The following is a 23381-nucleotide window of genomic DNA, read 5'->3' as shown; positions in this document are numbered from 1 at the left end:
GAAACAGCCTGTCTCATAAACCGTACTTAAACCTTGTAAAGCGTTTACCATCTGTTGCTTGATAACGTCTTACCGCTAGACTCATGTTACACTAAAGCATATTTTTATCTCGGAAAGTCTTATGTCATCTGATTACCACCCAAACCCTGCCATCAACCAAACCAACGTCCTTGGCACTGCCCTTGCCAGCTGTTGTTTTGACCCTATTACTGGCTATTACCGCAATGGCTTTTGTCATACCGGTAACCATGACGTCGGTCAGCATACCGTCTGCGCGAAGATGACCAGTGAATTTTTAAACTTTTCTGCCAGTCGTGGTAATGACTTGATTACGCCGCTGCCTGAGTATGGTTTTTCTGGCCTGCAACCTGGTGATTATTGGTGTATCTGCGCGCTACGCTGGGTTGAAGCATTAGACTTCGATATTGCCCCGCAGATAAAGCTCGAAGCCTGTCACGAAAGCTTATTAAGTTTGGTGGATATCGACACGCTAAAACGCTATGCATTGTAGTTTGCAGAGCTGCGATGAACATGAAAGCAATGGGCAAAAGATGTTTTAGCCCATGTCATTTTCACGTTTATTTAACATTTATTTAACATTTATTTAACATTAACCACCGACTGAAGGAGAAGGTATGAACCAAGATGATGACCTGATTGTCAAACCGACAACGCGTATCGCACCTGACTCTAATGTCAGCCTTATCGACCCCAGAATAGGCGATGAGCGCTCTTATCTAGACAATTATGCCAGCTATGACAGCTATATTTATGGCGATGCCGATGCGACGGTTGAGGATACGATTGAGACGATGACCGTCTATGACCCCGACTCTGAGCGCTATGAAGATATCGACTTATCGAGCGATGATGAAGTGGTCAATTGCTACGCCTACTCGCGTAAAACGGGCGAAAAAGTCAATAAAATCGGCCTAAATGATGTCAGTCGCGCTTTAAGTAATAGCGGGCAATTTATCTGGCTTGGTCTTTATGACCCAAGTTTAGAAACCATGGTAAAAGTGAGAGATGCCTTTGAGCTGCACGAACTAGCCATTGAAGATGCCTTTGCCGACCATCAGCGCGCCAAGGTAGAAAACTATGACAATGACATGATATTTGTGGTGCTACGAACTGCCAAACTGGAAGACAACGTCATTCGCTATGGCACCACGGCGATATTTATGGGCAAAAACTATCTGATTACCATTCGTAATGGGCCGTCGAATTCTTATATGCCAGTGCGCGAACACTGCCATCGCCGCCCAGAAAAGCTGCGCATGGGGCCTATTTTTGTCCTGCATGCCATTCTCGATTTTATCGTCGATAACTATATGCCGATTACCGATCGCTTGGGCAGTTATCTGCGTGAGCAAGAACGCAACATCTTTACTTATGAGTTTAATAAAGAAACGCTTAGAAATCTGTATGAATTAAAATCCCAGCTGGTGCATATGCGTGCGGTGATTTTACCGGTACAAGATATCTGTAGTTTCTTTATTAATCACAATAAAAGCGACTTAATCTCGCCGTTTTCTCATGCTGCTAAACCTTATTTTCGTGACGTCAATGACCATTTATTGCATTCTTTAGATGCGATTAATGGCTTAAATGAAATGCTTAGCGTGGTCATGAATACTTACCTCGCCATGGTAAATATGGGACAGAATGAGGTGGTCCGTAAACTTGCTGCTTGGGCTGGTATTTTGGCCGTACCGACAGCAATTGCTGGTATCTATGGCATGAACTTTGATTTTATGCCAGAGCTGCATTGGCAGTATTCTTATCTGGTTATCATGGCAGTTATTATCTCGCTATGTAGCTTTTTATACTTTAACTTTAAACGCTTGGGTTGGTTGTAAGCAATTTAAGAGAATTTCAGACAAAAAAAAGGGCTGCCGTTTAATTGGCAACCCTTTTTTTATTAAAAACCATTTATTCGCAGCAATTTATTGAAAGCCATTCAACAATGATGTTTTTTGAAAAAACCTTATTTACGATAAGGCTTACTATCAACGCTTGGTAGATGATGCTCGGTACTACTTATTTGATGATCATCCAAATAATCTTCTGGTCGCCCAAACATCTTCGCCGTCCACGTTAATATTACAATCGACGCACTCAGTACCATAATGGCAAAGGAAATCGTTGCCAATAGCCACAGATGAAAGTTATCGGATACCGCTTGTACATCGACCACCAAATGGCGTGATAGAGCGGTAATCGCAATAAATATCAAAAACTGCACCGGCAAACGATGGGTTTTAAAATAAATCCCAATCATAGCGAGCAGCTCAAGATAAATAAACAGCAATAAAATATCTTTTAAATCTGCTGCGCCTTTTTGCACAATAGAAAGGAACTCTTTGCCAGCCGTCCAAACGACCACCACACTGATTAAAAATAAAATAACATAGTGGCAGATATCGACAAACTCACGGCCGATATGCTGCATGCGCTCATGGATACCCATATTGGACTTTGCTACATCGATATCATTGCTTTGGTAGGCGTTATTATTTTTCTCTGTCGATAGCTGTTCAGATTGCTGTTCTGGTTCTTGCTCTGACAGCGGCTTCATTAGCTGACTGCACTGTTGTCTAGACCAACAGACTTTTCAGCTGCATCAACGGTTTGGCGAATAAGGGTATTAATGGTCATCGGTCCAACACCGCCGGGAACTGGTGTATAAGCACTAGCGATATTTTCTACGCCTTGCAACTCGATATCACCGACGCCGCCATTATCCGTTGGATGGAAACCTGCATCGATCACCACTGCGCCTTCTTTAATCCAATCCGCTTTAATCAGCTCAGGCACACCCACTGCGCCAACAACGATATCAGCACGCTTGATATGTGACTCTAAATCTTGCGTTCTTGAATGGCAAATCGTTACCGTGCAGTTGGCATTTAATAGCATCATCGCCATTGGTTTACCCAAGATGGCACTGCGCCCTACAACTACTGCTTCTTTGCCTGCAAGCTCAATGTTATGATGCTCTAATAAATGCATGATACCTTGCGGCGTACATGAGCCGTAAGCGGACTGCCTCATCGCCATACGGCCAAAGCCCAAACAAGTCACACCATCGACGTCCTTTGCCAAGTCAATCTGCTCAAAGCAAGCACGCTCATCGATATGCGCCGGTACTGGGTGCTGCAGCAAAATACCATGCACGTCTGGATTGCTATTAAGCTCGTCTATTTTTGCGATCAGCTCTGCAGTCGTTGTCGCACTTGGCATTTCAACGCGTATAGAATCCATACCGACACGCTTACAAGCATTACCCTTCATACGTACATAAGTCGCAGAAGCAGGATCGTCACCGACCAATATCGTCGCTAAACTTGGAGTACGGCCTGTTTTCGCTTTAATAGCGTCTACACGCGTACTTAGTTGCTGTTCTATTTGTTTAGCAAGTGCTTTACCGTCCAAAACGGTAGCAGATCCTTGGGCAGTTGACGTAATAGACGCAATTGACATAGTAACTCCAATAAAGGGTTCGATAAAAAATAGGGTACGATAAAAAGTAAAGACAGCGCCTGCAGTATCTTTGCATGCCTGTCTTATGCTCGGTCAATTCTTTTTGACCGTTAATTGAGACTGATATTGTACCTGTCTGAGCTAAAAAATCCTAGCGACCTATTAACAGTCCTTACTTTAAAATCCGTAAACTCACTATAAAAAATCGGCCTATTAATTATAATAGACCGACTTTTTATGTTCGAAAACTTCCTTAAACTGATTAAACAGTCATTTAATAAGTTTGCAGCTCAATACCTACGCCCACACCAACATCAGTGGACTGGATATCAGAGTCGACCGCCCAAAGCCTACTAGATATAAGTGTCTTTGGATTATACTGATGCTCCCAAGCGACGTCGACAGCTGTCAGCTTATCAGTCGTTGGAAATGCTTGATTGATAGCTTCATCCGCTTGATTCACCTTAGCATGCTGTAATTTTGCATTAATGAAATTACGGTTATCGACCCATAAACGCCCCCCAAGCGCGATACTTTCCGCATCGCCGCCTAACGCATAGCCTAATGGGAAGCCTTGCTGATAATAGCCATCTTTATAAGTACCATGATCATAAGAAACCCCTCTAACTTCACCGCTAGTACGGGTATCTGTATACTCAGCATAAAGCTGATAAGGTTTGCCGTAAGCAGCAGACGCATAATCAACACCTGCTAAATACATATTTTTCGCTGGCAAGCCGCCTGCTTCATCTTCGCCCACATATTGAGCATAAACGCCAGCAGGCACATTGACTAATGGCGCTAAACTTAAGCGCGCATCAAATCCACCTAACTGATTAGCCGGATCGCCTCTTTCGTTACCACCATTATCTTTAGTTCCTAAAAGAGCATCAGTAAAGGAGCCAAGACTCTCTGGACGACCCTCACCGCCCCACATAAAGGTACGAGAAGCCCCGACTTCTAACCATTCCCAAGGACTAGCCGTCAGCCTTGCGCCAAACAGCTTAGCATCAGGAATTGCTTCATAATCTTCAAACTGACCAGCAAATAGCTGATACTGCCAAGGTCCGACCCACGATAAATATGGTGATGTCGGTGCAGATTGTTGGTCACGCTGCATGGTAAAACCTGCGACCGGCAAGCTTGCATCGCCTCGAATCAGGCTACCATCATGACCAGGTCCCCACCATGTAGGAATTTTACCTGCAATCAACCATTGATTAGCTGCGGTACCAGCAAGATATGAGCCTTCAAAGCTAACGTCTGAGCCATCTTCAATGAGTTTGTCATTTTTTAGATTGGCTTGTAGATTAAATTCCCACTCTGCTTCGCTAAGTGACACCCCAACGCTTGCTTGTTGACCCGCCAGCTTATCATCAGCAAATTTTTGTGGTAGCTGATCTCTATCGGTTTGTATATGCAGGGCGGCCGTCCCTTTTACCACAGAATTGCGGTTTTGAGCTAGGCGCGTTTGTACCGACTGCAGGATTTGCTGCTGCGCAGGTGTCTGAGCATTAGCCGTATTTAAAGCGCGCTTGATCTCATTGGACGTCAGTGGCCACGTGCTGGTGCTAATCTGCGCGACCCCTTGAGTATTTAGCCAGTCAAGATCTGCCTTAAGCTTGAGATCGTTCATATATAGGTTTTGTGCAGATGCTAGCATCGACACTGATGATAAGACACCAAAACCCAATAAAATACTTAGCTTCTTGTACATGATCACATACTCTTCGGTTAAAAGGGGTTTATTATAGATGCTATCGTTTAAACAGTAATATGGATTATCGTAATTAAAATAACGTCACTAAATTCAATTTAACCCAATAAATTATTGACCATGAATTTTAGTGAATACACTATCAATTGCTTGTACGGTTTGCTTAATCTCGTCTTCCGTCAACGTTGGATGCACGAGAAACATCAAGCTGGTTTCGCCGAGCTGCTTGGCGACTGGTAGTCTCGTCTCAGGACGTAAGCCTGTATTATCAAACGCTTTTTCCAGATAAACTTCAGAAGCGGATCCTGAAAAACAAGGAACCCCTAAGTCATTGATCTCTTCAATGATCCGATCTCGTGACCACTCTTTAGGTAGGTTATCTGACTGCACATAGACGTAGAGCTTATAATAGGCGTGGGTCGAATCTGCAAACTGCGCTGATTCTTCTAACCTAGGTACAGAAAGATAACCTTTTGCTTCCCATTGAGCACAGGTATCTAAGATAGCTTGAGCATTAGCCGTACGTTTGGCTGTCCAATCAGACATTCTCGTTAATTGAATGCGACCGAGCACAGCTTGCATTTCAGTCATGCGCCAATTGGTACCAAAGCTCTCATGTAGCCAGCGATAGCCTGGTGGATGCTCGGTCTCATAGACCGCTGCATAGCTTTTACCATGGTCTTTATAAGCCCACATTTTGCGCCATAATTGCTCATCATTGGTGGTAACCATACCGCCTTCACCGCCTGTGGTCATTACTTTATCTTGGCAAAAGCTCCACGCACCGATATGGCCGATACTACCAACGCTACGACCTTTGTAGCGCGCACCGTGCGCCTGCGCACAGTCTTCGATGACATATAGATTATGCTTATCTGCCAACGCCATAATGCCATCCATATCACAAGGCCAACCTGCCAAATGCACGCAGACGATAGCTTTGGTCTTAGCTGTCAGTACCGCAGCAATTGACTCAGGCGTGATATTACCAGTTGCCTCATCGACATCAGCAAATACAGGCGTCGCTCCCGCATTAACCACCGATGAGATACTAGCAATAAAGGTACGCGGCGTGACGATTACTTCATCGCCTGCGCCGATATCTAGCGCTTGCAAGGCTACGTCTAATGCCAACGTACCATTACCCATTGCAATTGCGTATTTGCTATCAGCCCACTTAGCGAATTCATTCTCAAACTGACGACACTCTTGCCCTGTCCAGTAATTTACCTTGTTGGATAATAATACTTGACTGACCGCATTAGCCTCTTCTTGAGTAAAGCTTGGCCAAGGTGAAAATGGAGTGTTTAACATAGTTGCCTCGATGGTGCTTATTTATAATTGATGATGACGATTAATAACTTATAACGAAATATTTGATTCTGACTTTTTATTTATTGAGGGGTCTTGCAGGATTACCAATCACGACTGCCCCAGCTGGCACGTCTTTGGTAACAACCGCTCCCATTCCTACAATGGCACCTTTACCAATAATTAATGGCTTATCAGGAGTGCCTTGCTTGATAACTGCCCCTGTGCCGATATAGGCATGGTCATGAATATGAATATTGCCATTGCAACTGACGCGCGGAGCAAAGGTGACATAGTCGCCAATCACGCAATCGTGTTCGACATAGCTATATAGATTGGCATGGAAGCATTTACCGATAGTCACATTAGCAGCGATAGTGACAAATGGACTGAGCGCAGCACCGGCAGTGATACTGACTGCATCCATAATTAAGGTGGTCGTTCCTTTTACTGTCCACAACGAGATACCATCTTGAACCAGTTTATCTGCAATTTTTTGACGAATGCTACTATTAGCAATGGCAATTAGGACAAACTTATCATCACTATCTATACTTTTAAATCTTGCATAATTCATCGCTGTATAGCCGTTAACATTAGCATCTTCATCTAATGCATCGTCAATAAATACGATTTGGCTATTTTCTTGATCATCTATTCTTTGTAATTGATCAACGGCTACCGGCATTAAGCTACGACCACAGCCTGAGGCACCGTAGACGGCAAATACTTTACTCATAGCTATTTTCTAAAGCGGGCTGGTCTTGAGAGCCAGTGAACTTACTCATGGTCGCTTCGCCGTCAGCGCTAATACCATCTTTGACAACCACTTTTTTTACTGTCTTAAGTAATATCTTGATATCTAACCAAAATGACTGATTATCTACATACCAAGTATCAAGCTCAAACTTCTTATCCCAACCGATGGCATTACGTCCATTCACTTGCGCATAACCCGTAATACCAGGACGTACATTATGACGACGCGCTTGTTCTTTACTATATAGCGGAAGGTATTCCATCAATAATGGGCGTGGTCCGACTAAACTCATATCGCCTTTGACGACATTCCACAGCTCAGGCAGCTCATCCAAACTACTATTACGTAGTGCTTTACCAAAATCAGTCAAGCGCTCACTATCGGGCAAAGGATTGCCAGCGCTATCTATGGCATCTTTCATGGTACGAAATTTAATCATTTCAAACGGCTTGCCGTCTAGACCCGGACGCGTCTGACGAAATAGGACTGGTGAGCCCAAGTTCTTTTTGACTTTATAAGCAGTGATGGCGTATACCGGAGATAAAGCGACCAAAGCGGTGGTCGCAGCAGTGATATCGAAAAGGCGTTTTATCATTCTTCTTCCTGTGACTCTACTATATAAATTATAAACCCATCGCTTCTAGCATGGATTGATTGACCGCATCCACATCAAATTTTTCTTCTACCAATTGGCGTGATGCCTTACCCATTTTAATAACAAGCGCTGGATTAACGATAAAACGTTCCATCGCAGCCGCTAATTCTTCTACCGCTTTAACAGGAACGAGGTAACCGTTATAACCATCAATCACTGTTTCACGACAACCTGGTGCGTCCGTCGTAATGATTGGGCGACCCATTGCCATCGCTTCTAGTACAGTGCGCGGTGTGCCTTCTCGATAAGAAGGCAATACATAAATAGAACTCGCTGCAATGGCTGGCTTCACATCATTAAGCTTACCCCAAAAGTTAAATAACCCTGCATTAATCCAACTATCTAGCTCTTGTTGCTCGATAGCATCAGGGTTATCGTCGATCCAGCCTACTAAGTCAAATTGAGCTTGCGGATATTTATCTTTAATAATTTTAGCAGCTTGAGCATATTCGCGTACTCCTTTATCACCGAGCAGGCGAGCTATCAATAGAAACCTAGGGATCAACATATCATCTATAGTGGCAAAAGGCTGGACACTATATTCTGATATATCAACGCCTGAGCCATTAACAACGGTAGTTGAGGCTTTAGGCTGCAAAATCTTCATAGTTCTAAACAAGGCTTCATCGTCAGGATTTTGAAAAAACACTTTATGAGTCGATGCTAATGCTATTGAATAAAGTTTATGCATTATTTTTTGTAGATTAGACTTTTTATAGTCTTGTTCATCTGCTCCTTGAAACGCGTAACCAAGACCTGTAATCAGCGCAAAACGATGCGGCACACGAGCTAGTTTGGCTGCTAGCGATCCATAGATAACTGGTTTAATGGTATAGCCCATTACATGGCTAGGCTTAATTTTCTTCATCAATAAGTATAAAGCAGACAAAGTTTTAGCATCGTTTAATGGGTTGGTCCCTGTACGCTGCATGGGTATATGGTGAACTACATAACCTAAAGCAGTGAGACTCTCATATTCTTCTGGAAAAATCTCAAATTCAGGGGCAGCAATGTGAATCTCAAAGCCTTTATCTTGTAGCGCTTTAATTAAAGCACCACGAAATTTTAGGATAGAGCCTGGATAGCTGGCTATGATTAGAAACTTCATGAATAGACCTTATTTTTTTTAGTTTTATAGTCGTAAAAGGCATAAATAAGTAAATAGATAAGTACAGGCATAAACATCCATTTTTGACGTGTAGCAATACCTAAGTTGGCAGTAGTGAGTGCTAACATAGTGCAGGTCAAGAAAGCATACATAAATAACCATAGGTTTTCATTTTTAAAAAATGTTTTAAAGCTAGATTTAGATTTAATAAATATATATATAAATACTAACAATAAAGCTATGTTTTCAAGGCTACTAATTAACGCTACAGCACTATGAGCCTCAAAAGGTAAAGGCCTAAATATATAGGTAAACATTTGCATAGGATAGCTCATAGAGGCGATATCTAGAGATGAGCCACCACCTTGGTTTACTGCCTGCCTACTATCAACATAACTTGATACACTATCAAATGAAGCTTCCTCTAATCCTACATACTGCTGCACAAAACCTAGAGAAAGAAAGAGACCAGCACCTATGGCGGGCAGTGCTAAAGCTTTTAGAATAATATGTGTCTTCGACTTAACAATGAAGTAGACAAAATAAGAAATTAGAAGCATAGCAGCAATATGAGGCCTAACCATAAACATTGAAAAAAATGAAAGAGTGAGTAATAAGGCTGGCTTTGTATCTGTACTTACAGCATATATAAACAAACAGCAAGCCATATAGGATATAGCATCTTTTCCTAAACCTGAACTCCAAAAGCTCATCGAGGGTATAAACAGTATTAACACCCAGTACCAGGGTAAACTTGATAAATAACGCTTAATAGATAAATATAAAAATACTAGACCTATAGAACCAAATAAATTATAAACTAACGTCGAGTTAAAATAATTAGCATCAACACCCTGTGAGAATATAGAAGTTAAATAATTAATAAATCGACTACCTGGGTAGAAACTAAAGTCATAATCAGAAATAGATGCTCTGTAGTAGCCTTTGGCATCTGCAGCATTATTTAAAGTATACAGAAAGTAGACGATAGAAAATAAGGTATGCCATAAGAAAACTCCCAGTACTATTAAGGTATCTCTCTTGGTGCGAATACCTACTATACCAATAATAAAAATAGATATTATTAATATAGTAATTGTTAGTAGATTTTGATAAAAATCTAGTCGGTATTCAAACATACTATTTCTCTAATAAGTTTTTGACTATTCGGAATTTACCGCTCTTCTCTGTAGGTATGTCATCTACTATAGTTAAATTCAAAGTCACCTCTGAACCAAACCTTTCGCGTAAAGCTTGGGTAAATTTATTTTTTTGAGGTGTATTAAATGCTTTACTGGCTACGATCAAGACATCTACATTATTGATCTCACTCTGTAGGACTTGAAACTTTATTATTCCTTTAACATCTTTAGTACTATTACTAATGTTGCCTAGATTCACCTTTCCTTTAGTAGGTGAAAGAATGTAGTCGGTCGAACGTCCCTCTATTTTTTGTACTAAAGGGAATAACGAGCCACAGGGACAAGACGATTCCGATGGTGTAAGCTTTATACTGTCACCAATACGATACCTTACTAAAGGAGTGCCATGGGTGGTGAATGATGTTACTAGTATCTCACCCTCTTCTGAAGGTTGCATGTCCTTATCAACCACTTCGAATATACCAGTAAGAGGATGTATATGTAAGCTACCCTCTGTACACTCTAAAATAAAAGGAGCACCTTCAGAAGATGCATATTGATCAACTAGTTTACAACCTAGTACTCTGCCGATTACTTCTCTATGCTGAGGCAGCACAGTTTCTGCCGTAGGAAAAAAAGCCTTAACTTTTTTATCTAAGCGCAATCCGCGACTATCAGCTATTTGGCATATCTCATAAACACTAGATGGAAACCCAACTATAAACTCAGGAGAGAATTTATTTAAGGACTTCCAATAAACATTAAAGTTATTAGAATTAATATGAAAAGTAGAATAAAAGCGAATTTTATTTATAAAATCATAATGAGAGCAAATACCTTTATTAATATCTAACTCGGATATGAGGTTCTTACCTGAGAACCAAGCAGTTTTTTTACCGAGCTCGTAACCATGTTGCGCTCTGAAATGACCAAGTATAGCAAATCGCTCTTGCATATCAGTTTTAGTATATACCACTTTCATTGAGGCACCAGTGGTACCACCTGTTAAGCTAATGAGGCCAGCTTTTTCTGAAATTGTCTTGATTTCATCTAGACTATTAATAAGATCGTCTTTCTCTAAGATTGGTAATGAATTTAATTCGTCAAAGCTATAACTTTTGTACCACTTTGAGTTATTTTTTACATAATTAAAGAACTGCTGCTTTTTACGATCAATTTCTTTAGTGAGTTCAGGTTCAGTTAGAGAGTCCACACGTGCATAATAATCTCTAAAGCTTCTATACATGCCTCCATGACGTATTTTATACTGATAAGTATTATAGGCAGTAACAATTAGATTTTGAGTAATGTAAGGGCTGGATTTAAATACTTTATCTTTAATTGACATTTATAGATTGTCCATTAGGCTGTATAGCTTAGATTCTAAATATCCAATTAGGCTAACTAATTGAAATTTAATATTTTTCTATAGCTAATTTAATTTAATAGATCTTAATATTCCTTGACAGCTTGCAATAAAGTCCTGCGAGTAGCTGTTCTTATTGCTCCAATATTGAACAGCATTTCGGCTCAGAGTTTTTTGATGATGTTCATTGGATAGTAGCTTTATAATCCTTTTAGCAGTAGAGCTCTCATCTGTATAGTAAATACTATTTTCATTGTCCATACAGTAATTAGCGACCTCACCTACAGGAGTTACTATAGGAATGAGGCCTAGTTGCATGGCTTCAGTTACAGCAATTGCCATACCTTCATGACTTGAAGTGTTGATAAAAAACTTGGAGGAAGTAATCGGCTCTGGATAATGACCAGGCTCTTTCTTACCCATAAATAAAACTTTTTTCTCTAGTTCTAATTCTTTAACTAGAGTTTTTAAGTTATTTAGTTCACCTCCGTCTGGACCATAAATATAGAATAAAGAACTTGGGTTATTACGACTTATTATGCTAAATAGCTTAATAGCTTTATCAACTCTTTTCTGTTTAGCTATTCTTCCCCAAAATACGAAGTTGTTTTTTCTTTTTTCTTCTATCACCTCTTCTGCTCTGGCATGAACCAAGAAGGATATCACTTTTGATTTCTTAGCAAGCTTTTCTTTTTTTAACATAGCTAGCTGAGTTGCTTTAGAGTCACACCAAACTTCATCTGCAAGATACATAGCAATGGTTGTGAATATCTGATCAAAAATGTGACCAAACTTATTAACATGAAGAAAGAGTACAAATTTAGAATCATTTTTTGTGAAAGCTCTTGAGTAAATATTGTAAGCAATACCAATAATACTCGATCGCCATAAAGAGCTAATGAGTAGGTCGGGCTTTTCTTTTACGAGATATTTTAAGCCATTAATGTAAAACATAAGGGAGTTTAGGTTGACTTTAGGCCCAGATATCTCTTTAAAAATGCTATCTTTGCGTAATGAGCTGCCACGTATAAAAGCTATATGAATATCTAACTCGGATGATGGATTCAAGGATCTAGCAGCTTGCTCAACGCCACCGAGACCATCTTGTGGTATTAAGTGTATTACTTTCATATTAATTAAACCTTACTTTTTTTAGTTCAATTCAAACTATAATGTAGATAGATAATTAGCTTTTTATTATTAATAGCTGATTTAAAAATAAGCTACTATTCAATTGTGTTAACTCCGAGCTACTTAGGATTATGAGTAATAGGTTTTTAAAATTAGCTAATATTTCTAAATGAGAAAATTATATGCAATATGAAAAATAGAAGTAATCAGTCATACATATAGGTAGTCACTTAAAGTTTTCTAGTATTTTTTGAATATATATCAGAAGCATAATTAAGTTGATCAAGGCTTTTAATCTATCATTTTTTTTATTGAACAAGCCTAGCCTCAGGTTATCTTATCCCTAGTATAGTTGTTCTAGTGTTACTTGTATTTATAACTTATAAACTGCTGTGGAGCTTTATTAATTATTTTTAAAATAATAAACTTCGCAATAACAGCCTTTTTAAAACCTAATAACTCTGACAAACGAATTGTTATAGGATTATAGCCTAGCTTTTTGTATCCCAAGCTTTTCGATCTTTCTAACCAAACTTTTGCTGTTTTATCTAAGTGACCCGCCGCCTGTGCAAGCCAGGCATTTTGGCAGCAATACTGGCCTAATAGTGACTTTTTATCTAATAGATTACTATTAGATTCAATTAATTCAATAATATGCTCATAAACTATATCAGATGTAAATAGAGTAACAGCAGGAGATGCATTACTAACTCTATTAGGTGACTTATGCTGCCAGTAAGTACTGTACCCTTTAGTGCTGATAGCTAAGTTTTTAGAATTAATCAGTCCTCTAATAGCAACTTCACCGTCTTGATTTTTCTTAAGGTTTTCATTCCAACCACCTATCTTTTTAATATTAGTAGTTTTCCACAAGACACTGCATGTTGGCACAGAAGAATTGTTTATCCAGTGAAATACCCAGTCATGTGGAGGTAGCTCAGGTGGCTGACGTATCTCTCCCTGATTAATGTAATTGCCATCATATCTCCATGGGCCGAATGCCATATCAGCAGCTGTTTTTTCTGCAGCACTGACTAAGCCGCTTATAAGATCCTGTGATACAAAATCATCAGAGTCAATAAACATAACATATTTGGTTTTTACTTTAGATAGTCCAAGGTTTCGAGCATAGGGAGCCCCTTTGTTTTTCTCATAAGATATATAGTTGATTTCATCAAACTGTTTTAGTGCCTTGCTAGTATCATCGAACACACCGTCCTCAATGACAAAAATATTTCCAGGCTGGACGCCTGCACCTAAAATAGATTGTATAGTTCTCGATATTAGTGACTCTGCTTTGAAAGCAGGTATAACAACAGATATATTATTCAATTAAATCAACCTCTAACATATATTTTTAATAGGGTAATGCATATAAAAGACAGTATGAATAAATAGACAGTGACTATCTAAAAACCTGTCTTAAGTAAATCTCAATAGTAGCTGCACGTAGAATCTGATTAGTATTGTTAACTCGTTTATCATTTAAATGAGGTTCTAACCAGCGTTTTGATAGATCATCATTTGTTAAACGAGCATACTCTGCATTAATAGGATCTAATAATTGTAACAGTTGACTTGAGACTTCCCTTTCTCTAATCCAAGTAGGATAGTCGGTATAATTTTGGTTAGACTTGATACCTAAAAATGTATGTAGCTGCCTTTTAGCCTTTCGAAGAGCGCGATTTGGTATACTTTTTAGAGTATTGGTTTTAGCTACAGGCTTGCCTGTTCTACTCCATGGGATGCTCTTAAAGTATTTAGGGAAGTGCTTCTGTAGCATTGCAGAGTAAAGTCTATTATTGATCCGATATTCATCAGGTAAAGACATTAAGAAAGTGACGATTTCATTGTCCATTAGAGGCTTACGTTGTTCTATTTTAACTAAATTATTAACCGTTCCCATATTAGTTGCACGGCGATTCCTATTCATATAAATATATGGTTCAATATGATTAATATCATAAAAGTCAATATTATGAGGTGCTAAGTTTGTATGTCTTCCTAACAGCTTATCTGCGTGATAATGATCAACTCTTTGATTAGCAGTTTTCGAATTAACCCATTCACCAGTCAATAAGCCTCCAGCATACCCATTGAGGTTAATATCCATTTTACTTGATGTGATATCAAAAAACTCTGTACCATGCATATGCTGCATATCCTGCATACCATCAGTGTTCCATATCTTCTCAAATCTTGGTTCAAACCAGTTTTTTGAATTAAAGAAAAAAGTATCGTGATACCAGTTTTTAGAACTAGCTATAACTTTCTTAGCTATGTTAACATCTACGCAGTTTGGTACACCGAAAGTATAAGCATAACCGTGATATTCAGGTTGTAAATAATCTAATGTTGCAAATAAAACTCTAGAGTCTAGACCTCCGCTTAAAGATAATCCAATCCTTTCGTTAGTACCTAATCGTTTGGATACAGAGCTAACGAGTAAGCCTCCTAGTTTGTCGACTGCATCATTAAAACTTAATTTACACGGTTCTATATCAGACCATTTCCAGTAGTAATGTTGTTTTGATGTATTGGTATTTAAATCATATTCTACTACTGAAGCAGGCTTAATAAGCTTCATATGTTTGAACCACGTATGTTCATCGACTAAGTATCCTAAATCCATAAAGCAGTCATAACTTGTGGGATTCAACTCTTTATCTATATCTTTGATCGCAAGGATTGCTTTAACCTCACTACCCCAAGCAAATACTGCATTTTTATGATACCAGTATAGTAGTCGCATGCCATAGCGATCAGAAATCAGTTTTATTTTCTGAAGTTTTTTGTCATAAATAGCAGCACAAAAATAACCATCTAGTCGATTTAAGCACTTATCTAACTGATTACTCTCATCTGCTTTAACTAATAGAGTAGGCAGTGAGTTGGATTTTAAATTGAGCTCTTTGGCAACTTCAGATATGTTATAAGCCTCACCCTCAACCCATACATAAAGATCATTTAGCTTAACAGGTGAGTGATCAGTGCCTACCAGTCCTGTATGAACCCTAGAGGCAGCAACTGAGCCGTCATAAAAGAGCTCATCTTGAATAAAGTGATCATAGAGATACATACTCTTTGACATGCTTTGTAGGTTGCTCTTAGCATCTTTTTTACTGACTACTCCGTATATTCCAGGCATTATCTCATCTCACGTATTATTTTTATTAGTGTTTTCTCAAAAGCTAGTAGATACATTATATATAAAGCTCCACATATTACTGTACCCAATATTATATGAATTAAATTGCTGTTTATTATGTACATGTTAAGTAGAGTGGAGGCTAACCAACCTATGGAAATAACAGCTATAAATGTTTTAATAAAGTGTTTAATTAGAGGCAAGTATTCAACCTCCCCGATTTTGGCTACAAGCACATGCCAAATAGCTCCTACAGTAAAGCTTAATCCTAATAGAATATAGATTGCAGTATACAATGAAGGTCTGAGTAATAAACCTATCGATAGAGCAGTTACAATAGTAATAGCCCATACAATATTCCACCAGAAGCCAATATCAGCTCTACCTTTGGCTAAAATAAGTGCCCCGCCTGGATTCCCTAAAGCCTTTAGGATCCCAATCAAAGCCAATACTGGAAGTAAGTTAGCAGTAGTTTCCCATCCTTCCCCAAATACCAATCCAACGACCTCACTAGAAAAAAACATCAAAAAAGCTAAAAGAGGCATGGTGACCAATGAGAGTAACTTCACATTTAAAGCATAATAACGGTTTAGCGTTTTCGAATCATTCTGGACTTTGGAATAAACAGGAAAAGCCACCTTATTAATAATGGGATTAATTTTGCTAAGTGGGAAGATAATTAACTGCCATGCAAGGTTATAAAAACCTACTGCATTGATACCGACTAATTTACCAATAAGGATTTTGTCAGCGTTGGCACTAATATAGTTAATGGAACGCTCACCCATCTGGTACATACCAAAGCCATAAAAGCCTTCTAACTCTGAATGCTTATACACTAGAGAAGGCTTATGATAATGCTTTAAGCCTACCCATAAGAACAAAAAACTTGATAGACCAGCTTGAGTGATCATTGCGCAGACCAAAGTTAGCACCCCATAACCGTTGTAAGCCATAACTGTAGCTACTATCAATGAGATAACTGAAGTAGAGACATTAATGATTTCCATAGTGCGAAAATTTAGATTTTTCTGGCACAGAACCCTATACTGGTTACCTATAGCGACCAAGATGAAAGTACTAGATAGTAAAATCATTAGCGGGGTAATTCTCGGCTCGTCATAAAACATAGCTACTAAAGGCGCTATGGCTATGACTATCAGAGTAAGAACAGCACCTGCTGCAATATTCAGCCAATAGAGACTAGACAGCTGGGTATGGCTTATGTCTTGGCGTTGGATAATGGCATTACTAATTCCCATATCCTGGAAAGCTTGTGAGAATCCAATGACCACCATCATAATAGCCATTAATCCAAAATCTCCTGGCTCTAAAAATCTTGCCAAGATGGACATTTGAGCCAACTGTAGAATAGTAACAATTACTGTAGAAGCTGTGGTCCATTTCACTCCACCAATAGCGCTTTTTCGTAGACTCATATATGTACTTGTTTTAATAAAATTTGTATAAAATAATTAGTTATGAGTGATAGATATTTATTATCTATAATAATGAGATAATTTTAGGAATGTACTTGTCTACTACCTTTTCTAAGTACTCAGGCTCATTTGCAAAAAACTTCGAGATGATTTGACTTCCATGGCTATTATCTAACTCACATACTTGTGGAGAGCCAGCGTCAACTATTTCATATAATGCCTCAGTCTTTAGTTTTTTCGATATTAGTTTTACTAAATACTCTGGCTGGAAAGTATATTGAGGGCAAATATTAAGTGTTACATTCCTTTCAGATTGTGAGTATATGAGCTCAAATAAGTCAACTAAATCCTCAACATCGACAACAGTTCGTGTAGCATTCTTAAAAACTTTAAAGGAGTTACCAAGATAGATGTTTTGGGTAATGAATGATAATAAAGTGCTATTAACAACAGCTCCCGCTACTTGAGGTAACCTGAAAATTATGTAATCTTCAGCACTTTCAACTATAATCCTTTCCATGTTTTTTTTATGGTTGTAGTAGGGGGTATCAATCTTAATAGCAGAGACACTGCTAAAATAAACAATACATTTATTACTATGTACAATGATTGAATTTCTAAGAAGTGCTTCCTCTCTATCAAAAGCTTTTTTTCTAGTTTCAGAAGAGTTAGATACGCCTGAGCAAAAGAAAAGACAGTTCTTTATATTAGCTTTTGAAAATGCGTTTGCTAGTAAGCCATTACCTATAATCACACTATCCATAAAAAACTTTTTCCCAATCAGACTTCAATCTTTCAGGTGAGAAGTGATGCCTCATGATTCCGATATTTCGCACTTTATCATCTTTGGTTAATAGAGCCATAACGTCCTTATCATCTAGCGAATATACTTTCAGGCCTAAGGACTTAAAGAAGTTATAGGGTGTTGTAGTACGTTTTAAAACTACTTTTTTTCCTAGGCTTAACAGTCCAATCATATTGCCCATAGCTTGTTGCCTATCATGATTAAAAATAGCAATGTCAATTGAACTCATATATTTGTTGTATTCTGAAAAATCCATGTAGTTAGTTATAGGAATGAACTTGTCACCTAATAAATCTTTTCCATACTGTATCACAGACTCTCTATGACTTGGTGACCCATAAGATAGAGGGCAAAATACTTTATAATCATCTAATTCAAGTCCAGAGATATATGTTAATACTTCATGATGATTATTAGTGGGATCTGCAGAATTCCCTACCTGAATATAAACCTCTGACTTATCTTTAGATTGAGTTGGTATTAAATCTCTGTATAAATGGCTTGGATACATTAGATTTTGAATAAAAACAGATTTTGATTTATACCAATCTTTCACTAACTCAAAATCCCCAGGCACTGTGGTACTAAAATAACCAAAATTTTTAATTACACGCTTCCTAAAGAACTCTCTGAACCTCCATTTAAAGTCATGAGTACCTAGTTTATAGGTATAAAGATCTGCTCCCCACATTATCCAGTAAGCTTTTTTAAGAGTCCATGGCATAAAAAACAGCAGTACTACATTTTTGAAGTTGAATAGATTATGTATTATAATTTTATCAGATCTATTCATCTCATATACTATATGAAAATAGTGTTTTATTTTTCCGACTTTAGACTTAGGAATTAAATAAATATTTGAGTAGTTAGGCAACGTGTTTACAGCCATTCCACTAGTTACTAGAAAGTTGTGGTTTTCAAAGTCACTCTCAAAATTTTCTTTAATGAATTTAATATAAGGTGGAATAAACTTATCGCAATCTGAAATATGTAGAATTCTTCGAACCATGACTATAATCCTAAACTTAACAAGTATTGGCCATAGCTATTTTTACTTAATTCTTTACCAATCCGTTTTAAGTCATCCTTATTCAGCCAACCATTGTTATAAGCAATTTCTTCTAAACAGGCAATCTTAAAACCTTGACGCTTTTCAACAGTCTCTACGAACATACCTGCTTCAATGAGGCTCTCATGAGTGCCTGTATCTAACCATGCAAAACCACGACCTAATAGCTCAACATTTAAGTCACCGCGCTCCATATACATTTGATTCACAGTAGTAATCTCAAGCTCACCACGGTCTGATGGCTTAACCTGCTTAGCAATCTCTATAACATCATTGTCATAGAAATATAATCCGGTTACAGCATAGTTAGATTTTGGCTTAGGCGGTTTTTCTTCTATTGAAATGGCTTTCTTGTTTTCATCAAACTCAACCACCCCAAAGCGCTCCGGATCTTTAACCTGATAGCCAAATACCGTAGCACCAGAAGCTTGACTGGCTGCTTTACGTAGTAGGGGAGAAAAACCTGGGCCATAGAAAATATTATCACCAAGTACCAAGCACACATTGCTGTCACCGATGAATTCTTCACCGATAATAAACGCTTGAGCCAAACCATCTGGACTTGGCTGAACGGCATAGCTGATATCGATACCAAGCTCTTGACCATCTCCGAGTAAGCGCTTAAAACCATCTATGTCATCTGGTGTGCTGATAATAAGCACCTCACGGATACCTGCGAGCATCAATACAGATAACGGATAATAAATCATCGGTTTATCATAGATAGGCAGCAGCTGTTTAGAGACGCCTTTGGTGATCGGATAAAGGCGTGTACCTGAACCGCCTGCTAAAATAATACCTTTTGTATTCATTATTCACCTGCTCCTAGTCTTTCACGTTGGTAGCTACCATCTTGGACGCGGCTGCACCAGTCCATATTATTCAAATACCATTCGACCGTTTTTCGGATACCGCTATCAAACGTCTCTGTCGGCGTCCAATTTAATTCATTGGCAATCTTGCTGGCATCAATAGCATAGCGCAAGTCATGCCCTGGACGGTCTTTTACAAAGGTGATCAATGATTCGTACGGCTGACCATTTGCCTGTGGTTTTAGCTCATCTAATATCTGGCAAATGGTTTTGACTACTTCGATATTTTGCTTTTCGTTATGCCCACCGATATTATAAGTTTCACCCACTTTGCCTTCAGTGACCACTTTATATAAAGCACGCGCATGATCCTCTACAAATAACCAGTCCCGTATTTGATTGCCTTTACCATAAATAGGCAAAGCCTTGCCGTCTAGAGCATTTAATATAACCAACGGAATAAGCTTTTCAGGAAAATGGTAAGGACCATAATTATTAGAGCAGTTAGTAACTAATATAGGGAAGCCATAGGTACGATGCCAGGCTCGAACTAAATGATCAGAACTTGCTTTAGACGCAGAGTAAGGTGAGCTTGGCGCATAAGGGGTAGTTTCAGTAAATAAATCCGTCGTGCCTTCTAGATCACCATAGACCTCATCAGTAGAAATATGGTGAAACTTAAACTGTTGCTTACTTATTTCATCAAGATTTTGCCAGTATTGACGCGCAACTTCTAATAAATGATACGTACCGACAATATTGGTATTAATAAATTCAGCAGGTCCATCGATAGAGCGATCTACATGTGACTCTGCTGCTAAATGCATGACAAGATTAGGCTGAAAACTATTAAATGCTTTTTCTAACGCCTCTTTGTCACAAATATCAATCTGTTGAAATGTATATCTTGGATTTTGATCAATCTCTTTAAGGGATTCTAAGTTACCCGCATAGGTTAATTTATCAATATTTAAGACTTCGTCGTCCGTATTATGGATAATATGGCGTATAACAGCAGAGCCGATAAAGCCTGCACCGCCAGTAACTAATATTTTCATAAAAATCTACTTATTTTCTTAAGTTAAGGACTTTACATACCAAGGCATCGCTTTCTCAATACCTTGAATAATATCAAACTGCGGATCATAGCCTAACGCATTTTGTATTTTTCTAATATCAGCCTGACTATGACGCACGTCTCCTTCACGGAAATCTCGATAGACTGGTTCTTGAGTGTAGTTAACTCCATTAACGCTTAAATGCTCTTTAAGTGCTGAAAACAGCGTATTAAGGGTAGTACGACCACCAACTGCTACATTATATACTTGGTTCTTGGCTTCTTCAGTAGCAGTTGCTGCTAGGATATTAGCTTGTACGGCATTTTCAATAAAATTAAAGTCGCGACTGGTATCGCCATCGCCATTGATGAATACCTCATCACCTGCGATCATAGCAGCCGTCCACTTTGGAATTACCGCTGCATAGGCACCATCTGGCGTTTGACGTTTACCAAAGATATTGAAGTACCGCAGACCAATCGTCTTAAAGCCATAAGTACGAGCAAACACATCAGCATATAGCTCATTGACATACTTAGTCACTGCATAGGGAGATAACGGATTACCAATAGCATCCTCGACTTTTGGCAATGCTGGATGATCGCCATACGTTGAGCTACTCGCCGCATAAGTAAAGCTAGCTACCTGAGCATCACGAGCGGCTACGAGCATATTTAAGTAGCCTGAGATATTGGTATCATTAGTATTAATGGGATCAGCGATAGAGCGTGGTACTGAGCCTAGTGCTGCTTGATGCAGTACGTAGTCCACGCCTATACATGCCGCCCGACAGTCATCTAGATTACGAATATCACCTTCTATAAAGGTAAAGTTCTGCCACTGATCTTTGCTGACCAAACCCTGTACTTCATCTAGATTATGCTGAAAGCCAGTCGCAAAATTATCTAGGCCTACTACTTTTTGATTTAGTAACAATAGCTCTTCTAGTAAATTAGAGCCTATGAATCCCGCTACCCCAGTAATTAACCAGGTTTTTGGCTCGTTAATTAGTACTTTTTGAACTTTTTCATATGCAGTTGACGTCATAGCCATTACTTTCCGTATTTTTTATAGATTTATAAGCGGATATCAGTGTCTTCTTTAGTGAAAACATACTTTAAATCGTAAAGCACGTGTTCATTCTTGCCAAATGCTCTAATCTGATCTACACCCAGCTCGACGAACTCATTATGCGCGACCGCTAAGATGATACCATCATAGTTATTTACAGCGGGCTTGCTAATAGGCGTCACATTATATTCACGCTCAGCTTCTGCTTTATCTACCCAAGGATCATAAACATCAACTTCGATATTATATTCTTCTAGCTCATGGACAATGTCGATGACCTTAGTGTTACGCACATCGGGGCAGTTTTCTTTGAAGCTCAGCCCTAAGACCAAGACTTTTGCCCCTTCAACCTGAATACGCTTTTTGATCATGGTTTTGACCAGTTGCGTGACCACATACTCACCCATACTGTCATTCAAGCGACGTCCAGCCAAGATAATCTCTGGATTATAACCAATCGCTTGGGCTTTATGAGTCAAGTAATAAGGATCTACACCGATGCAGTGACCACCGACGAGACCTGGACGAAATGGTAAGAAGTTCCACTTGGTGCCAGCCGCTTCTAAGACTGCTTGGGTATCAATACCCATCTTATTAAAGATAACAGCTAATTCATTAATCAAGGCAATATTGACATCTCTTTGGGTATTTTCAATCACCTTTGCCGCTTCTGCTACTTTGATGCTTGCTGCTTTATGCGTACCAGCAGTAATAATTAAATTGTATACTTCATCCACAAAATCAGCGACTTCAGGCGTTGAGCCTGCGGTCACTTTTAAAATATTGGTAACGCGATGTTCTTTATCACCCGGGTTAATACGTTCAGGACTATAACCAGCATAAAAGTCTTGATTGAAGGTTAATCCCGAAATTTTCTCCAACACCGGAATACAAACTTCTTCTGTAGCACCTGGATAGACGGTCGATTCATAAACCACAATGTCGTCTTTTTTAAGTAGACTACCGATAGCTTCTGAGGCTTTAATTAAAGGCGTAAGATCGGGCTGTTTATAACCATCGATCGGTGTCGGGACCGTAACAATAAAAAAGTTACAATCTTTAAGCGCTTGTATATCTGAGCTATAACTCAAATGTAATGCTTGGGTCAGCTCTTCATCACTAACTTCTAACGTATGATCTGTACCTGCGGCAAGTGCCGAGATACGCTTAGCATTTATATCAAAGCCGACGACCGGAAGATGCTTACCAAACTCAACCGCTAATGGCAAACCGACGTAGCCAAGTCCGATAACCGCTATTTTTATATTTTTAATATCTAGCATAATTTTCCTTTGTTCATCTAACC

General features: G+C 38.9%; 21 protein-coding genes. 2 read left to right on the top strand and 19 right to left on the bottom strand.

Features of this window, described 5'->3' with window-relative positions; translation table 11 throughout:
* Positions 1 to 121 precede the first annotated feature (121 nt).
* Positions 122 to 511, top strand: coding sequence for a DUF2237 family protein (locus tag ACPEGP_RS00430; protein WP_068407701.1), 390 nt, complete (start codon positions 122 to 124; stop codon positions 509 to 511).
* A 124-nt stretch (positions 512 to 635) separates the two neighbouring features.
* Positions 636 to 1859 (top strand): magnesium/cobalt transporter CorA, encoded by a 1224-nt coding sequence (corA, locus tag ACPEGP_RS00425; RefSeq protein WP_423813603.1) that lies wholly within the window; start codon positions 636 to 638, stop codon positions 1857 to 1859.
* A gap of 128 nt (positions 1860 to 1987) precedes the next feature.
* Here the strand turns inward: corA and ACPEGP_RS00420 are convergent, their stop codons facing one another.
* The 19 genes from ACPEGP_RS00420 to tviB form a co-directional block, all read right to left on the bottom strand.
* Entirely contained in the window at positions 1988 to 2470 is a 483-nt protein-coding gene (locus ACPEGP_RS00420) for a phosphate-starvation-inducible protein PsiE (RefSeq protein ID WP_423814222.1), read from the bottom strand.
* Positions 2471 to 2577: 107 nt separating this feature from the next.
* Entirely contained in the window at positions 2578 to 3483 is a 906-nt protein-coding gene (gene folD / locus ACPEGP_RS00415) for a bifunctional methylenetetrahydrofolate dehydrogenase/methenyltetrahydrofolate cyclohydrolase FolD (RefSeq protein WP_423813602.1), read from the bottom strand.
* 274 nt (positions 3484 to 3757) lie between these two features.
* The gene (locus tag ACPEGP_RS00410; RefSeq protein WP_423813601.1) at positions 3758 to 5200 is read right to left on the bottom strand and encodes a capsule assembly Wzi family protein; all 1443 of its coding nucleotides are present in this window, start codon (positions 5198 to 5200) and stop codon (positions 3758 to 3760) included.
* 111 nt (positions 5201 to 5311) lie between these two features.
* Positions 5312 to 6514: a DegT/DnrJ/EryC1/StrS family aminotransferase gene (locus ACPEGP_RS00405; RefSeq protein ID WP_423813600.1), complete on the bottom strand. Its 1203-nt coding sequence runs from the start codon at positions 6512 to 6514 to the stop codon at positions 5312 to 5314.
* Between the two features lie 76 nt (positions 6515 to 6590).
* Positions 6591 to 7250, bottom strand: coding sequence for a NeuD/PglB/VioB family sugar acetyltransferase (locus ACPEGP_RS00400; protein WP_423813599.1), 660 nt, complete (start codon positions 7248 to 7250; stop codon positions 6591 to 6593).
* Positions 7243 to 7866 carry a sugar transferase gene (locus tag ACPEGP_RS00395; protein ID WP_423813598.1) on the bottom strand — a complete coding sequence of 208 codons (624 nt, stop codon included), beginning with the start codon at positions 7864 to 7866 and terminating at the stop codon, positions 7243 to 7245. Before ACPEGP_RS00395 ends, ACPEGP_RS00400 begins: the two co-directional genes overlap by 8 nt.
* Before the next feature lie 28 nt (positions 7867 to 7894).
* Positions 7895 to 9034, bottom strand: a complete 1140-nt coding sequence (locus ACPEGP_RS00390) for a glycosyltransferase family 4 protein (protein WP_423813597.1) — start codon at positions 9032 to 9034, stop codon at positions 7895 to 7897.
* Entirely contained in the window at positions 9031 to 10173 is a 1143-nt protein-coding gene (locus ACPEGP_RS00385; RefSeq protein WP_423813596.1) for a hypothetical protein, read from the bottom strand. Before ACPEGP_RS00385 ends, ACPEGP_RS00390 begins: the two co-directional genes overlap by 4 nt.
* A 1-nt stretch (position 10174) precedes the next feature.
* Positions 10175 to 11524, bottom strand: a complete 1350-nt coding sequence (locus ACPEGP_RS00380) for a phenylacetate--CoA ligase family protein (protein WP_423813595.1) — start codon at positions 11522 to 11524, stop codon at positions 10175 to 10177.
* 84 nt (positions 11525 to 11608) lie between these two features.
* A complete protein-coding gene (locus tag ACPEGP_RS00375) occupies positions 11609 to 12673 on the bottom strand; it encodes a glycosyltransferase (RefSeq protein ID WP_423813594.1) in 1065 nt (354 codons plus the stop codon).
* 363 nt (positions 12674 to 13036) lie between these two features.
* Positions 13037 to 14005 (bottom strand): glycosyltransferase family 2 protein, encoded by a 969-nt coding sequence (locus tag ACPEGP_RS00370; RefSeq protein ID WP_423813593.1) that lies wholly within the window; start codon positions 14003 to 14005, stop codon positions 13037 to 13039.
* 73 nt (positions 14006 to 14078) lie between these two features.
* Positions 14079 to 15821, bottom strand: a complete 1743-nt coding sequence (locus tag ACPEGP_RS00365) for an asparagine synthase-related protein (protein ID WP_423813592.1) — start codon at positions 15819 to 15821, stop codon at positions 14079 to 14081.
* Positions 15821 to 17260: an MOP flippase family protein gene (locus ACPEGP_RS00360; protein ID WP_423813591.1), complete on the bottom strand. Its 1440-nt coding sequence runs from the start codon at positions 17258 to 17260 to the stop codon at positions 15821 to 15823. Before ACPEGP_RS00360 ends, ACPEGP_RS00365 begins: the two co-directional genes overlap by 1 nt.
* A 64-nt stretch (positions 17261 to 17324) precedes the next feature.
* Positions 17325 to 18023: an NAD-dependent epimerase/dehydratase family protein gene (locus tag ACPEGP_RS00355; protein ID WP_423813590.1), complete on the bottom strand. Its 699-nt coding sequence runs from the start codon at positions 18021 to 18023 to the stop codon at positions 17325 to 17327.
* Positions 18016 to 19074: a TDP-N-acetylfucosamine:lipid II N-acetylfucosaminyltransferase gene (locus tag ACPEGP_RS00350; RefSeq protein WP_423813589.1), complete on the bottom strand. Its 1059-nt coding sequence runs from the start codon at positions 19072 to 19074 to the stop codon at positions 18016 to 18018. The genes ACPEGP_RS00355 and ACPEGP_RS00350 overlap by 8 nt, the downstream gene beginning before the upstream one ends.
* A 2-nt stretch (positions 19075 to 19076) precedes the next feature.
* A complete protein-coding gene (gene rfbA, locus ACPEGP_RS00345) occupies positions 19077 to 19946 on the bottom strand; it encodes a glucose-1-phosphate thymidylyltransferase RfbA (protein ID WP_423813588.1) in 870 nt (289 codons plus the stop codon).
* Entirely contained in the window at positions 19946 to 21004 is a 1059-nt protein-coding gene (rfbB, locus tag ACPEGP_RS00340) for a dTDP-glucose 4,6-dehydratase (protein ID WP_423813587.1), read from the bottom strand. The genes rfbA and rfbB overlap by 1 nt, the downstream gene beginning before the upstream one ends.
* 18 nt (positions 21005 to 21022) lie before the next feature.
* Positions 21023 to 22057, bottom strand: coding sequence for an NAD-dependent epimerase/dehydratase family protein (locus tag ACPEGP_RS00335; protein WP_423813586.1), 1035 nt, complete (start codon positions 22055 to 22057; stop codon positions 21023 to 21025).
* 23 nt (positions 22058 to 22080) lie between these two features.
* On the bottom strand, positions 22081 to 23358 hold the full coding sequence (gene tviB, locus ACPEGP_RS00330) for a Vi polysaccharide biosynthesis UDP-N-acetylglucosamine C-6 dehydrogenase TviB (protein WP_423813585.1): 1278 nt from the start codon (positions 23356 to 23358) through the stop codon (positions 22081 to 22083).
* Between the last annotated feature and the right edge of the window lie 23 nt (positions 23359 to 23381).

Source organism: Psychrobacter sp. 219-2-C (genome assembly GCF_049560815.1).
Taxonomy (GTDB): domain Bacteria; phylum Pseudomonadota; class Gammaproteobacteria; order Pseudomonadales; family Moraxellaceae; genus Psychrobacter; species Psychrobacter faecalis.
Note: the sequence above shows the minus strand (reverse complement) of the source record. Positions and strands in the feature narration are given on the sequence as shown.